Origin of the sequence: Leisingera sp. S232, from assembly GCF_049800895.1 — a bacterium.
Classification (GTDB): Bacteria; Pseudomonadota; Alphaproteobacteria; order Rhodobacterales; family Rhodobacteraceae; genus Leisingera.
Genome location: NZ_JBNAFX010000008.1, coordinates 28907 through 42059, shown reverse-complemented (window position 1 = coordinate 42059; position 13153 = coordinate 28907). Strand labels below are relative to the sequence as shown.

The following is a 13153-nucleotide window of genomic DNA, read 5'->3' as shown; positions in this document are numbered from 1 at the left end:
CTGCCTCTTGCGCCGCAAGCGCACCCAATGTTTGACGGGGCGAACCGGCGGAGGATCGGTTAAATCACCGGGCCGCCGTCTGCCAGCTCCCCTGTTGTGCCCGCCTGCACTGGCCTGTCCAGATGGGTGGACAGCACCGTATAGGTGCGGGTGGCACGCACGCAGCCGACCGCATAGACCCGCGCAAGCACCCCTGCCAGTGCCTTGGGCGAGGCGACGCGCACCTTGAGGATCAGGTTGGTATCGCCGGCAGAGCTGTGCACCTCCTCCAGTTCCGGCATGTCCTGCAGCGCCAGAAGGTCCTTGGTCACCCCCCAGCCCTCTGTATCCACATGGATGAAAGCCAGGAGCGGCTTGCCAACCGCGGCGCCGTTCAGCCGCGCAATGGTCGCCTCAATCGCACCAGATGCACGCAGACGCTTGACCCTTTCATGCACGGCAGGGGCAGACAGCCCGACTTCCCGGCTGATGTCGGCATAAGAGCGTGTCGCGTCCTGGCTCAGCGCGCCTAATATCTTTCGGTCCAAAGCGTCCAGAACACGGGCAGCCCCGCCGTTTCTCTGAACCTCATCTGTTTTTTCCCTGCCCATTTCCGCCTGCCCTTCACAGAACTTCATTCAGCACATAGCAGGGATACCTGAATTTTATTCAAGGTAAACCCATGAGAACCCCGATTCTGATCCTGATGAGCGCCATTGGCGTGATTGGTGCGAACTCGCTGCTGCTGTCGCCTGTGGTGACTGCTGTCAGCGACACCCTGAATGCCACCACAGCAGAGGTGATGCGCGCCGCCAGCGCCTATGGGCTGGGGGTTGCTGGCGCTGCGCTGCTGCTGGCGCCGCTTGGGGACCGGATCGGCGCCGGGCGGCTGATGCGTGCGGCATTGCTGCTGTTGGCGGTGGGACTGGGTGCCAGCGCCGCTGCGCCGGATGTCTGGTGGCTGATGGCGGCGCAGGGGCTGTGCGGGCTGGCCGCCGGCGCCGCCCTGCCCTCAATCTACACGCTGGCGATGGTGATTGCCCCCAAGGGCCGCGAGGCGCGAGTGCTGGGATATGTGCTGGCGGGCTGGACGGTGTCGATGGTGCTGGGAGTCAGCGTCAGCGCCTGGGCCACCGACCTGGTCGGCTGGCGCGCGGTTTATGGCACGCTGACAGCCGTGGCCCTGCTGCTGTGCGGCGCAGCGGCACGGTTGCGCGGTGCGGACCGCCCCAGTGGCCAGGCCACCTCGCCGCTGACGGCGCTGCGGGTGCCGGGGATCGCGCGCGGACTGCTGGCGACTGCGCTGCTGATGCTTGGGTTTTACTTCAGCTATTTCTTCACCGGCGCCCATATCACCCAAGTATTGGGGCAGAGCACCACCCAGGCAGGCTTGTTGCCATTGTTCTATGGCATCGGATTTGGCCTGGCGGTGCTGCTGGATCCGCTGCTGGACCGGCTGGGGCTGGGGCGGGCAACGCCGCCGGTGTTTCTGGGCGTCACTGCCAACTATCTGCTGTTGATGGTCTGGGCGGACAGCTATCTGCTGCTTCTGGGCCTCGCGGTGCTGTGGGGGATCTTCCAGCATCTGGCCTTGAATCTGGTTGTGGCACGGGTCACGCTTTTGGACCCGCAGCAGCGCGGCGCTATTATGGGGCTGTTCAGCACCGTGACGTACCTGTGCGTCTTTGCGGCCCCCTTTTTCGGTGCCGCGACCTATGATGCAGGCTGGGGGCTGGCTGGCTGCTTTGCTGTTTCCGCCCTGCTGTCGGCCTGTGCAGTGCTGGAATCCTTGGGGCTGCAGCGCAGAAAAATCAGCCCTGACGGTGCCCCGGCTTGACCGGGGGAATGCGCGAGCGTCCGGTCTGCCGCAGCGGCGGCGGGGGAGCCTGATCCGGGCCTTGGCCCTGCGCAGGCCTGTGATCTTGCTGCTTGCTGCGTTTGGAAACAGCGTTGATGCCGGCATTCACACCGGCATTGACGGCGCGGCTCACCAGACGGCGCAGCACCATGTTGATGATCCAGTTGATATTCATGGCTTCATCCTTTTTTGCCCTGCCAGGTGTCTTATAGGTTAATTTAGGCAATTCCGGGGCGCAGAACAGCCCCGGAGCGCGCCCGGGCAGACACGATTGTGTAAGCGAGCACCGGCAGCGTCACTCCTCGAACAGTTCCGCCTGTTCCTCCGGCTCTTCGTCGCCGTCATCCCCCTGGCCCATCACAAAGGCGCCCGGCGGTGGCCGGCTCTCCAGCAAGCCCGCGGCGCGCAGCTCCTTGAGCCCCGGCAGGTCGCGGGCACTTTCGAGGCCGAAGTGGTCCAGGAAATCCGGCGTCACCACAAAGGTTACCGGGCGGCCAGGCGTCATGCGGCGGCGGCCCAGGCGAATCCAGTCCATCTCCATCAGCTGGTCAATGGTGCCGCGCGACACCGACACGCCGCGGATCTCTTCGATCTCGGTGCGGGTCACCGGCTGGTGATAGGCGACGATGGCCAGGGTTTCGATGGCGGCGCGGCTCAGCTTGCGCAGCTCTGTGGTTTCCTTTTGCATCAGAAACCCTAGATCGGGGGCTGTGCGGATTGCCCAGGCATCGCCCAGCCGCACCACCCGCACGCCGCGCCCTTCATACCGCTTGCGCAGGTGTTCCAGCGCCTCGCGCGGGTTGCAGCCGGGCGGCATGCGCCCTTCCAGATCCCGCAGCGTCACCGGCTCGGCGCTGGCAAACAGCACGGCTTCGACCATGCGCTCCTGCTCCGCCATCGGCGGCGCGTCGAACAGGGTGTCGTTTTCGGTACGGCCTGAGGCCTGCGGCCCCGATGTGTTATGGCCGTCCATGATCTGATCTTCCATCAGTGTTCCTCGTCGAGGCTGCGCAGCTGGATGGGCGCAAATGTTTCGCTTTGGCGCAGTTCGGCCTTGCCTTCCTTGACCAGCTGCAACGAGGCCGCAAAGGTCGCCGCCGTGGCTGACCGCCGTTTGACCGGGTCGCTGTGCCAGCCGTCCGGCAAATAGCTGATGAGATCAGTCCAGTCGCCGGTAAAGCCAAGCAGATGGCGCATCCGGTCCAGCGCTTCCTCCATGGTGAAGACCGAATCCCGGTCCATCACGAAGGGGCGGAAATCTTCCTTGGTGCGGATGCGGGCATAGGCCTGCATCAGGTCCAGGAGGTTGGCGGAATAGGTAACGGTCTTGATCCTGGCGACGCTCTCTTCTTCGCCGCGGGCAAAGAAGTCCCGGCCCAGCCGATCGCGCGCCATCAGCCGTGCAGACGCGTCACGCATGGCCTGCAGCCGCTCCAGCTGGAAGGCCAGATGCGCGGCCAGTTCCTCACCCGAGGGGCCTTCCTCGGTTGGGTCCGGGGGCAGCAGCAGGCGGGATTTCAGGAACGCCAGCCAGGCTGCCATCACCAGATAGTCGGCGGCCAGTTCAATGCGCAGTTCCTTGGCCTTTTCGACAAAGGCCAGATACTGCTTGGCCAGATCCAGCACGGAAATCCGGCGCAGATCGACTTTCTGGGTGCGCGACAGGGTCAGCAGCAGGTCCAGCGGGCCTTCGAACCCGTCCACATCCACGATCAGAGCTTCGGCCGCCAGCCGTTCCTCAACAGTCGTGTCTGCTTCTGAAAAGAGTGTCTGCTCAGCCATACACCTGCCCGCCCATGAGGGCGGCAAGTTCTCTTTCGGCGCCCAAAATGTCAAGGGCGACGGGCGGTTTGCGGGCGTCCAGGGCGCGGTCTGCGCGGGTCTGTGCCGCTGCATTCATGGCGCCTGCGGCTTCGGCGACTCTGATACGGTCTTCAAGCGGCGCATTGCAATAAAGCACCACATCGCAACCAGCGGCAATCGCCGCTGCGGCGTTGTCAGCAGGCGTGCCCTGCAGCGCCTTCATCGAGATGTCATCGGTCATGATCAGCCCGTCAAAGCCGATCTGCGCGCGGATCAGCTGCATCATCACCGGAGAGATCGTGGCCGGTCGGTCATCATATGCGTCATAGACAAGATGCGCAGTCATCCCCAGCGGCAGATCGTTGAGAGCTGCAAAGGCGGTAAAGTCACTCTGTTCCAGATCGTCCGGGTGGCTCGTCACATGTGGCAGATCCAAATGGCTGTCAGCGGTTGCACGGCCATGGCCGGGAATATGCTTGAGCACAGGCAGCACACCGCCGTCCAGATGCGCGGTCGCCACGGCGCGGGCAATGCGCGCCACCGTTTGGGCGTTGGTGCCATAGCAGCGGTTCTTTAGAAACTCATGCGTTTCCATAGTGGCGATATCGGCAATCGGCGCGCAGTTGCTGTCGATACCCAGTGTATTCAGCTCATGTGCTATCAGGCGGTAGCGCAGATACATTGACCGAACCGCGTCTTCGCCAGCCAGCTGGACCTGCTCCAGCGGCGGGCGCCAATTGCGCGCCAGCGGTTTGCGCAGCCGCTGCACCCGCCCGCCTTCCTGATCGATGGTAATCAGGCAATTGCGCCCCACTGCCTCGCGGAACTCGCTGCACAGCGCCTGGATCTGGCCCGGCGTGTCCAGGTTGCGGGCAAACAGGATGAAACCAAAGGGATCTGCGTCGCGGAAGAAGGCTTTTTCATCCGCTGTCAGCCGCACCCCTTCGGCGTCTAAGATAGTGGCTCCGTAGGTCACGACCGTCCCCTGCTGTTTTGTCCCTGGAACACAGCACCCACTTCAGGATGCCATCTGCCCGCCGGGGAAGAAACGGCGGGCATTGCCCGGCGCCTGCGGGCAACAGAAGTATCCCACTTGCATCCTTACCGGGTGGTTACAGGAATACAATCTGCATTCCCGGCCACCAGTGCCGAGCAGAACCGGCGGGCATCAGACAGCCCGTCAAACCCCATTGCCCGCAGCCGGTAAAAGGTCCGTCCGCCGCTTTCGGCGCGCTGAATCACCCGCTGCTTGGTGCCCAGATACTCCGGGAAGCGGGCGCTGATACGGTCCCATTCCGCCCGCGCCACCTCGGGGCTTTCATAGGCGCCAAGCTGGGCCAGACGTGTGCCTGCCTCCAGGGCTGCGGGATCCACATCCACAGTTCCCGCCCGCACAGCAGGTGCAGCCGCAGCCGGCGCCGGGCTGAACCTGGCGGGGCGGGCCGATGGCCGCAGCGAAACTTTTATTCCCGGTGCATTCAGCAGCTTCGAAGACGGCGCCGCCGCGGCAAGCGCCGACTGCAGCGGTGCTGGCTGCACGATGGCCGGGGCAGCTGCAGCGGCGGGTACTGCCGCAGGCTGCGCCTCTGCCTCGCGCGCAAGCTCTGCCACCAGCGCATTGATATCCCCGTTCTCGAAAGAGGCCACCGCTTCTGCGCTGACACCGGATTCGCTGCCGAGAACCGAAGGCGAAGCAGGTTCTGCCGGGACTTCGGGCAGCTCCGCAACCGCTGCCGCTTCTGCCGCCAGTTCCGGCAGGGGCTTGTCATCTTCGGTCAGCTCAATGGCTGAGGGCGCCAGCGTCAACCGGTCGGCGGGCGCTTCGGCGCTGCCGCTGGCCGCCACCGCATTCACAGCTAGTCCCTGATGATCGGCCTGGCTGCCGCCAGGGTTCACCGGCTGTTCACGCATCGGCCCTTCGGAAGCCCGCACCACCGGCACGCCGCTTACGTCGCGCATCACCAGCTTGTAGCCCCAGATACCAACACCGGCGACCAGCGCGACGGAAGCCACGGCGCCAAGAATGCTCAGGCTTTTGGAAAACCGAACCGGCAAAGAGGCCGGAGCCGCAGCATAGGCTGCATAAGTATCACTGTCGGCGTCCTGCTGCTCTGGCTGATAGCCATAGGCGGGATCTGCATAGCCATAATCCGGCTCGGCGCCTGGCCCGGTGTACTGCTGGCCGACATAGGGCTGATTGGAATAATGTTGTTCGGAGTACCGCGCCCCGTCAGAGCCACCAGTTGCGGTGTCCTGTTGTCGGCCACCACCCTGTGAATAGGCGCGCCCCTGGCCCGCCTGCGCAAAATACGCCATTATCCGCCTCACTGCCCGGATTGGCAGCGCGGTTCAGCGCTGCGTACCAGGTCTCTTGAACTGCCTCAGTCCGGCGGAATGTGTGATTTATACCCGCAAAGGCTGGTGCCCCAAGGGTTATCGCATCTCTTCTGCCGGTTTGACGCCAAGAATACCAAGACCAGCGGAAATGACAACGGAAACAGCCCGGGCCAGCGCCAAATTCGCATGTGTTGCCGATTGGCTGCTCTCGTTAACAAAACGTAAACTTTTGTCCGATTTGCCGAGGTGGTAGAGCCCGTGCAGCTCGGAGGCGAGGTCGTAGAGATAGAAGGCGATCCGATGCGGTTCGTTGGTACGGGCGGCGATTTCCACCTGGCGCGGCCATTCGGCCAGCTTCTTGGCCACTGCCAACTGCGCCGGATCGGCAATCAGGCTGAGGTCGGCGGCGTTCAGGGCGGCATCATCCGCAGCAATGCCCTGCTCGCCCGCTTTGCGCAGGGTCGAACAGATCCGCGCATTGGCGTATTGCACATAGAACACCGGATTGTCCTTGGACTGCTCCAGCGCCTTGTCGAGGTCGAAGTCGAAGCCCTGGTCGTTCTTGCGGGTCAGCAGCATGAAGCGGGTCACATCGGCGCCCACCGCATCCACCACGTCGCGCAGGGTGACAAAGGTCCCTGCCCGTTTGGACATCTTGAATTCCTGGCCGTCCTTGAACAGCTTCACCAGCTGGCACAGCTTGATGTCCAGCGGCACCTTGCCGTCGGACAGTGCCGACACCGCCGCCTTCATCCGCTTGACATACCCGCCATGGTCGGCGCCGAAGATGTCGATCAGCTCGTCAAAGCCGCGCTCCACCTTGTCGTAGTGATAGGCGATGTCGGGCGCGAAATAGGTCCAGGCGCCATCGGATTTCTTGACCGCCCGGTCAACGTCGTCGCCATGGTCGGTGGATTTGAACAACGTCTGCTCGCGCGGCTCCCAATCGTCGGGCTTCTTGCCCTTCGGCGGTTCCAGCACGCCCTGGTAGATCAGCCCCTTGGCTTCCAGCGCCTTCAGCGCCGCTTCGATTTTGCCAGTGCCATAGAGAGATTTTTCCGAGTAGAAGACATCCATCTGGATACCCAGCTGGGCCAGGTCCTGACGGATCAGCTCCATCATCGCATCGGTGGAGAACTCGCGCACTTCCGCCAGCCAGACGTCTTCGCCCTTGCCGACATAAGCCTCACCCACTTTGTCCTTCAGCGCCTGCCCGACTGGGACCAGATAGTCGCCCGGATAGGTACCGTCGGCAAAGGCCACTTCCTGCCCGTGCGCCTCCAGATAGCGCAGGTAGACGGAACGGGCCAGCACATCAACCTGGCCGCCACCGTCGTTGATGTAATATTCGCGGGTGACGTCATAGCCGGCATAGGCCAGCAGCGACGCCAGTGCATCGCCAAACACCGCGCCGCGGGTATGGCCCACATGCAAAGGGCCGGTCGGGTTGGCAGAGACATATTCCACATTCACGCGTTTGCCCGCGCCCATCGCTGAGCGACCGAAATCCGTGCCTGCGTCCAGGACCGATTTCAGAACCTCCTGCCAGATGCCGGATGCAAGGCGCAGGTTCAGAAAACCGGGGCCTGCGACCTCTGCGCTGGTGATCCGCCCGTCTGTAGCCAGTTTGGCCGCCAGTGCCTCGGCAATGTCGCGCGGCTTCATCTTGGCGGGCTTGGCCAGCACCATCGCCGCATTGGTTGCCATGTCGCCATGGGCCGCATCACGCGGCGGCTCCACCGCCACATTGGCGAAATCGAGCCCCTCGGGCAGCGCGCCTTCGCCGGTCATGGCGGTCAGGCTGTCAATCACAAGCGAGCGGATATCGGTAAAGAGGTTCATATCTGGCGTCCCAATGGTTCGACTTTGCGGCTTATCATGCCTAGCCAGAGGGTCAACACTTGTGTGGACTCTCCCCCTGCTCAGGCCAGTCAAAGAACCGCGGTGCGGTCTTCCAGTATCTTGCCCCAGGTAAATATTTCATAGGCGCGCAAAGCAGGTACGTAGAACGGATCGCCATGGATCAAGTGTTCCACCTCTATCCGGTCCTTCGCCTCGACAATCCACAGAGCACCGCAGAAGTCGCTGTCAACATCCGGTTTCAGCCCGCCACCGATCCTCAGTTCTGGGTGGTTCTCGACATAGGCGACATGTGCGTCGCGCCGGGCCTTGTCAGCCCGCATCTCCATCATTTCCGGCGCATCGCGGAACAGAACGGCCCAGCGTGTCAGCCCGGGGGCTGTACTGTTGGCCTGTTCTGATGCGGTCATGACAGCATCCCCTGAATCGCCGAGGCGGTGCCCCATTCAGTGATCTTGTAAGTACGCAGCGAGGCCACATAGTACGGGTCCTGCAGGATCAGCCGTTCCACATCCTGGCGGGTTTCGGCCTCCACGTTCCAGATCGCACCGGGGAAGTCCTGCATCGGGCGCATCGCCAGCGCACCGCCGATCTGCAGCTCAGGCCGCGATCGCACAAAGGCGATATGCGCCTCGCGCCGCTTCCTGTCGCTGCGCACCCGGTCCATTTCGGGCTTGTCCGTGAATGTGACGGTCCAGCGTGCCATGGCTTTCCCCTCGTTTTGCCTCCTATCGCGGATACCGTCGACGCGCCGCAGCATCATAGGGCCAGATCATAGCACGGGTTACAGCCAATTTGAGAAATCACATGGCACGCAGGGCGGGCAACCCGCCGACCCTGCGCTGTCAAACCTGGGCCGGATGCCCGTCCGACTGTTTTGCACCGTCACAGATTTCGTACCAGTCGGGTTTTTCGCCCACAAATTCATGAAAGCTGTTGCGCACCTCCAGCCCCCCGTTCAGCGCATTTGCGGCAATCGGGAAGCTCTCCTCCTCCGACAGGATCTCTCCCAGCGAGCTGCCGCACGTCCGGCAGAAGCAGCGGCCGTATTTGTAAGGTGGCGCGGGCTGATACAGCGCCACTTCCTCCCTGCCCGCAATCCAGCGCAGATCGCCCTGCTTCACAAAGACAATGGTGCTGGCTCCGGCCTTGCGGCAGCGCGCGCAATGGCAAGTGCCCATCAGGCCGGGCTGCGCCAGCAATTCAAACCTGACAGCACCACAGCAGCAGCTTCCTTCAATCATTCCGGCAGTCCTTCTGTACATCCGAATTTGGTGGGAACATTAAGTGAACATTTGACGCAAAGCAAGCCATCGCAATGCGTTGCGCACAGACCATTTGCACCGCACGCCCCGCTTTGCAGGTCTTAACCAGATTATGCCACAGCCCCCCGCTGCAGCCCAAGGCGCGGGTCTGGCACCCCGTGTCAAACAGGAGACCAGCCGCCCCCTGCCCACCCTCGCAAGAAGTGCAGAGGCGTCAGATGGCTGAAGATTTTCACCGCTCCGGGATGCGCTGGCGTTCCGGCCCTACTCTCAGCCTTTGTTGGCCACGCCGCCATCTTTCATCGCCCATTGAAAGGCATGCAGACAGGACACACGCAGGCAGAAATACAGTCAAGACGGCGGCAGCTGGAGCCGTTCAAACCTCGACCTTCACCCCGATCAGCCGCTCATGCAGCTGCAGGGCAAAGCGGTCGGTCATGCCGGCAATATAGTCCGACACGATCCGCGCCAGCGCGGTGCGGTCCTGTGCGGCCGCAATCTCGGCGTGCCAGCGCTGTGGCATGTCCTGTGGGCTGTCCAGGAAATAGGGAAACAGCGCCTCCACCACCTTGGCGACCTTGGCCCGTTTTTCCATCACCGGAGGCGCGCGGTACATGCGGGTGAACAGGAAGGCGCGGATTTCCTTCAGCCCCTCCCAGATCTGCGGCGAGAACTGCACCACTGGATGATCCAGCGCCCGCACGTCCTCAACGCTTTGCACGCCGGTCTCTGCCAGCAGGGTCCGGGCCGTGGTGATCACATCCTCCACCATCACCCCGAAAAAACGGCGCAATGCCTCATGCCGGCGGCGGTTCGGATCCAGTCCGGGGTACAGCCGGTCCACCTCGCCATAGGCCTGATCCAAAAGCGGCAGCCGCGCCAGATCATCATCCGTAAACAACCCGGCCCGCAGCGCATCATGCAAATCGTGGTTGCTATAGGCGATGTCATCCGACAACGCCGCCACCTGCGCCTCGGCGCTGGCATGGGTGTGCAGTTCGAGGTCGGTGGCCGCATTGCATTCCGCCAAGGCCCAGGGCAGCTCCCCGACCACCGGACCATTGTGTTTGGCAATGGCTTCAAGGGTTTCCCAGGTGAGGTTCAAACCATCAAACCCGGCGTAGTGGCGTTCCAGACAGGTCACAATACGGATCGCCTGGGCATTGTGGTCAAAGCCCCCAAAAGGTGCCATCAGCGCATGCAGCGCGTCTTCGCCGGTGTGGCCGAACGGCGTATGGCCCAGATCATGCGCAAGTGCCACCGCTTCGGTCAGTTCCTGGTTCAGCCCCAATGCGCCGGCAATTGTCCGCCCCACCTGCCCCACTTCGATCGAATGGGTCAGCCGGGTGCGGTAATTGTCGCCCTCATGCTCCACGAACACCTGGGTCTTGTGCTTCAGCCGCCGAAAGGCGCTGGCATGGATGATCCGGTCGCGGTCGCGCTGATAAGGGGAACGGAAGGAGCTTTCCTCCTCCGGCACCTGCCGCCCGCGGCTGCGGTCCGGCATCGTGGCATAAGGCGCATGCATATGAAATCTTTTCCCCTACCAATCTTGCCGCTTGACGTGCACCTTTCTATATAAAGCTTTGCGCTGCAACCTACGCCCGTGGAGAAAGCTGATGAACCTGCCCCCGAAAGTCACAGACCGCGCCTTTGCCCGGCTGGCCGAAATTGGCGCTGCAAATCAGGGCCAGGCGCTGCGAGTCGCAGTGGAAGGCGGCGGCTGTTCTGGTTTTCAGTACGAGATTGCTCTGGATGCGGCGAAAGATGACGATCTGGTGCTCGAGAGCCAGGGCGAGAAGGTGGTGATCGACAGCGTCTCGCTGCCGTTTCTGGAAAACGCGGTGATCGATTTCACGGAAGAGCTGATCGGCGCCCGCTTCACCATCGAGAACCCCAACGCGACCTCCAGCTGCGGCTGCGGCACCTCGTTCTCCATGTAAGCTGGATGTTTTCGGGCGCGGCGTTGCCTGGCAATTTCGCCCCCCTTTGCACGGACGGCGTTGCAGGGGTGGTGTTGCCAGGGCGGCGGATCGCAGTTGCCTACTACGGATCGGTCTGCAACCGCCCGGGACTGCGCAACCGGTTCATCGCCGGTCCGAACTGATCCCAGACCAGATAGAGACCGGAGGCGATGACGATTGCGCCGCCGATATAAGTGGAGGCCGGCGGGAACTCACCGAAAAATACCGCACCGATGACGGCCATCCAGATGAACTGCAAATTCATCAGCGGCGTCACCGCATAAGAGGCCAGCAGCCGTAGGGCCACCACCAGCAACCAGCGCGCGCCGAATAAAAGGAACGCATAGGCTGCCGCCCAGGCCACATCGGTCAGTGGCATCGGTATCCAGACAAATGGCAGCGCCACCAGCATCGCGCCGCACAGCGTGATGTTCGGATAGAACACCTGCGCCAGCGCATTGCTTTCATAGCGGCCGATAAACCGCGCCATGGTCATTGAAAACGTGCCGGAAACAACCGCCGCAAAAGCCACCAGATGCCCTGTTGCAAGATGCCCCCCGTCGCCGCCATGAGGCAGCAGGAACAGCACGCCGGCAAAACCTGCCATCAGCGCCATCCACGCCGCTGGGCGCACCGGCTCCTTAAGCACCAGTCCGGACATCGCACCAGCCAAGAGTGGCATCAGCCCGATGAACACAAACACCTCCGCAAAAGGCAGCAACCGGAAGGCGTAGAAAAAACATACAGCTGCAACAAGTGTCGCCACGGACCGCAGCGCCATTGCCCGCGGGCAACGGGTGCGAAAGCCGCTGCGCAAACGGGGCATCCGGTCGGCCAGCAGGCAAAAGCCCGCAACCATAGCCCCCGACAGCGCATAAAGCTGTGCCGCCGCATACTGGCCGGCCAGCAGCTTGGTGATCCCGTCAGCAGAGGCAATCAACCCGGAATAAGCCACCACCAAAAGCGCCCCGCCCAGTGCCTGGTTGCGTGAACAGCCCATCACGCCGCCCCCGCACTGCCCGCACGGGCAAATCCTTCAAAGAAATGCGCAAATCCGGCGCAACTGCGCTCAGCTACGCACAGCAGACCGTGCTCTTCCTCATTCAACATGGTCTCGGCCCGCGCCTTGACAGAGCCCCAGCCCGAACGGGCCATTCCGGCATCAAAAACGGCTTCTGAAAGGCTCTTCAAAATACTTCCTCCCTGCACCGCTGACACATGCACGCCCCCTGCGGGAACGGCCTGCCGGAACGCGGATCGCCCCGACAGAATCATGAGCCAGTTAGCAACAAAATACTCGTGATAAGAATCATGAAGTCTAGAAGATTCGCCTTCAGATAGAGTAAAGGCGGAAACCTGCCTATCAAGCCAGGCCTCCCAGGCGGCCGGCGGCCGCTGCCCGCCATAGCGCAACGCGATACAGATCTCTGCCAGCAAATCGGCGTTCTGATCAAGGAAGGCCACCAGGCCGGCAAATTCCAGGCTGGTCAGTGCGGCCTGCGGCAACTGCGGGTCGCGGCGGCCATATTCCGACAGGTAGAAAACGATGTGAGTCAGCTCATAAGCCGCTTTCTTGTTTGGAATGGCAAAGGTTTCCGGGCGGCTGATAAATGCACGCAGCCGGTCGTCCAGCCCATCATCGCGCAAGCAGATTTCACGCCGCGCCAGCAGCCGCCGCGCTTCGGCGCGTTGAAGATCCGACAGCTCTGCTCGTGCCAGTCCTTCAGCCTGAACCCAATCCGCCAGCTGCGCGCCGGTGTCTCCGGGCATCCCCAGATCCTCCAGATCCAGGCAAATCGACAGGATAAAGCGGTAATACTGACGGAAAAAACTGATGTGCCGCGCCGCGCCGTCGTAGAACCCCTGCAACGGCGCCAGGGCCTCAGCGGCAACATTTGCCCCGGTGCATTCCAGAATATTCAACAATTCGGCGTTTTCCTTGAGCCAGAACACGTCCTCCTGTGTGCGCCGATGCGCCGCAAAGCTGCCAATCAGCGCGGTATGCGCGGCTGACCGGGACTGGCGGGCGGCGGGCGAGAAAAACGGGATGATCTGGGCCATAAAAACCTCCTGCAGGGAATAGCGGC

General features: G+C 62.6%; 15 protein-coding genes. 2 read left to right on the top strand and 13 right to left on the bottom strand.

What is annotated here, in order from left to right:
* Window positions 1-59: 59 nt before the first annotated feature.
* Window positions 60-617, bottom strand: coding sequence for an Lrp/AsnC family transcriptional regulator (locus ACP151_RS07855; RefSeq protein WP_424978329.1), 558 nt, complete (start codon window positions 615-617; stop codon window positions 60-62).
* 44 nt (window positions 618-661) lie between these two features.
* On the opposite strand from ACP151_RS07855, the gene ACP151_RS07850 reads away from it, so the two are divergent.
* Complete coding sequence (locus ACP151_RS07850; protein ID WP_424978328.1) at window positions 662-1816, top strand: MFS transporter; 1155 nt, start codon at window positions 662-664, stop codon at window positions 1814-1816.
* Here ACP151_RS07850 and ACP151_RS07845 read toward each other — a convergent pair.
* The 10 genes from ACP151_RS07845 to ACP151_RS07800 form a co-directional block, all read right to left on the bottom strand.
* Window positions 1791-2012, bottom strand: coding sequence for a hypothetical protein (locus ACP151_RS07845; RefSeq protein ID WP_424978327.1), 222 nt, complete (start codon window positions 2010-2012; stop codon window positions 1791-1793). The two genes, ACP151_RS07850 and ACP151_RS07845, sit on opposite strands and share 26 nt — an antisense overlap.
* Before the next feature lie 120 nt (window positions 2013-2132).
* Entirely contained in the window at window positions 2133-2825 is a 693-nt protein-coding gene (scpB, locus tag ACP151_RS07840; RefSeq protein ID WP_424978326.1) for an SMC-Scp complex subunit ScpB, read from the bottom strand.
* Complete coding sequence (locus tag ACP151_RS07835) at window positions 2825-3619, bottom strand: segregation and condensation protein A (RefSeq protein WP_424978325.1); 795 nt, start codon at window positions 3617-3619, stop codon at window positions 2825-2827. The genes scpB and ACP151_RS07835 overlap by 1 nt, the downstream gene beginning before the upstream one ends.
* The gene (gene nagZ, locus ACP151_RS07830) at window positions 3612-4616 is read right to left on the bottom strand and encodes a beta-N-acetylhexosaminidase (RefSeq protein WP_424978324.1); all 1005 of its coding nucleotides are present in this window, start codon (window positions 4614-4616) and stop codon (window positions 3612-3614) included. The genes ACP151_RS07835 and nagZ overlap by 8 nt, the downstream gene beginning before the upstream one ends.
* A gap of 125 nt (window positions 4617-4741) precedes the next feature.
* Entirely contained in the window at window positions 4742-5956 is a 1215-nt protein-coding gene (locus ACP151_RS07825) for an SPOR domain-containing protein (protein WP_424978323.1), read from the bottom strand.
* Window positions 5957-6073: 117 nt separating this feature from the next.
* Window positions 6074-7819: an arginine--tRNA ligase gene (gene argS, locus ACP151_RS07820; RefSeq protein ID WP_424978322.1), complete on the bottom strand. Its 1746-nt coding sequence runs from the start codon at window positions 7817-7819 to the stop codon at window positions 6074-6076.
* Between the two features lie 89 nt (window positions 7820-7908).
* Window positions 7909-8247 carry a YciI family protein gene (locus tag ACP151_RS07815; protein ID WP_424978321.1) on the bottom strand — a complete coding sequence of 113 codons (339 nt, stop codon included), beginning with the start codon at window positions 8245-8247 and terminating at the stop codon, window positions 7909-7911.
* Window positions 8244-8543 (bottom strand): YciI family protein, encoded by a 300-nt coding sequence (locus ACP151_RS07810; protein ID WP_424978320.1) that lies wholly within the window; start codon window positions 8541-8543, stop codon window positions 8244-8246. Before ACP151_RS07810 ends, ACP151_RS07815 begins: the two co-directional genes overlap by 4 nt.
* Window positions 8544-8682: 139 nt before the next feature.
* Window positions 8683-9081: a GFA family protein gene (locus tag ACP151_RS07805; RefSeq protein ID WP_424978318.1), complete on the bottom strand. Its 399-nt coding sequence runs from the start codon at window positions 9079-9081 to the stop codon at window positions 8683-8685.
* Window positions 9082-9478: 397 nt separating this feature from the next.
* Window positions 9479-10630, bottom strand: coding sequence for a deoxyguanosinetriphosphate triphosphohydrolase (locus tag ACP151_RS07800; protein ID WP_424978317.1), 1152 nt, complete (start codon window positions 10628-10630; stop codon window positions 9479-9481).
* Window positions 10631-10721: 91 nt separating this feature from the next.
* Between ACP151_RS07800 and ACP151_RS07795 the strand changes: the two genes are divergently transcribed.
* Window positions 10722-11045, top strand: coding sequence for a HesB/IscA family protein (locus ACP151_RS07795; protein ID WP_424978316.1), 324 nt, complete (start codon window positions 10722-10724; stop codon window positions 11043-11045).
* A 103-nt stretch (window positions 11046-11148) separates the two neighbouring features.
* Here ACP151_RS07795 and ACP151_RS07790 read toward each other — a convergent pair whose 3' ends face one another.
* Window positions 11149-12066 (bottom strand): DMT family transporter, encoded by a 918-nt coding sequence (locus tag ACP151_RS07790; RefSeq protein ID WP_424978315.1) that lies wholly within the window; start codon window positions 12064-12066, stop codon window positions 11149-11151.
* Entirely contained in the window at window positions 12066-13127 is a 1062-nt protein-coding gene (locus ACP151_RS07785) for a DUF6902 family protein (protein ID WP_424978314.1), read from the bottom strand. Before ACP151_RS07785 ends, ACP151_RS07790 begins: the two co-directional genes overlap by 1 nt.
* Between the last annotated feature and the right edge of the window lie 26 nt (window positions 13128-13153).

Coding starts and splice junctions, on each gene's coding strand:
- ACP151_RS07855 (WP_424978329.1), bottom strand. CDS start 617: ATGAAGTTCTGTGAAGGGCAGGCGGAAATGGGCAGGGAAAAAACAGAT.
- ACP151_RS07850 (WP_424978328.1), top strand. CDS start 662: ATGAGAACCCCGATTCTGATCCTGATGAGCGCCATTGGCGTGATTGGT.
- ACP151_RS07845 (WP_424978327.1), bottom strand. CDS start 2,012: ATGAATATCAACTGGATCATCAACATGGTGCTGCGCCGTCTGGTGAGC.
- scpB (WP_424978326.1), bottom strand. CDS start 2,825: ATGGAAGATCAGATCATGGACGGCCATAACACATCGGGGCCGCAGGCC.
- ACP151_RS07835 (WP_424978325.1), bottom strand. CDS start 3,619: ATGGCTGAGCAGACACTCTTTTCAGAAGCAGACACGACTGTTGAGGAA.
- ACP151_RS07825 (WP_424978323.1), bottom strand. CDS start 5,956: ATGGCGTATTTTGCGCAGGCGGGCCAGGGGCGCGCCTATTCACAGGGT.
- argS (WP_424978322.1), bottom strand. CDS start 7,819: ATGAACCTCTTTACCGATATCCGCTCGCTTGTGATTGACAGCCTGACC.
- ACP151_RS07815 (WP_424978321.1), bottom strand. CDS start 8,247: ATGACCGCATCAGAACAGGCCAACAGTACAGCCCCCGGGCTGACACGC.
- ACP151_RS07810 (WP_424978320.1), bottom strand. CDS start 8,543: ATGGCACGCTGGACCGTCACATTCACGGACAAGCCCGAAATGGACCGG.
- ACP151_RS07805 (WP_424978318.1), bottom strand. CDS start 9,081: ATGATTGAAGGAAGCTGCTGCTGTGGTGCTGTCAGGTTTGAATTGCTG.
- ACP151_RS07800 (WP_424978317.1), bottom strand. CDS start 10,630: ATGCATGCGCCTTATGCCACGATGCCGGACCGCAGCCGCGGGCGGCAG.
- ACP151_RS07795 (WP_424978316.1), top strand. CDS start 10,722: ATGAACCTGCCCCCGAAAGTCACAGACCGCGCCTTTGCCCGGCTGGCC.
- ACP151_RS07790 (WP_424978315.1), bottom strand. CDS start 12,066: ATGGGCTGTTCACGCAACCAGGCACTGGGCGGGGCGCTTTTGGTGGTG.
- ACP151_RS07785 (WP_424978314.1), bottom strand. CDS start 13,127: ATGGCCCAGATCATCCCGTTTTTCTCGCCCGCCGCCCGCCAGTCCCGG.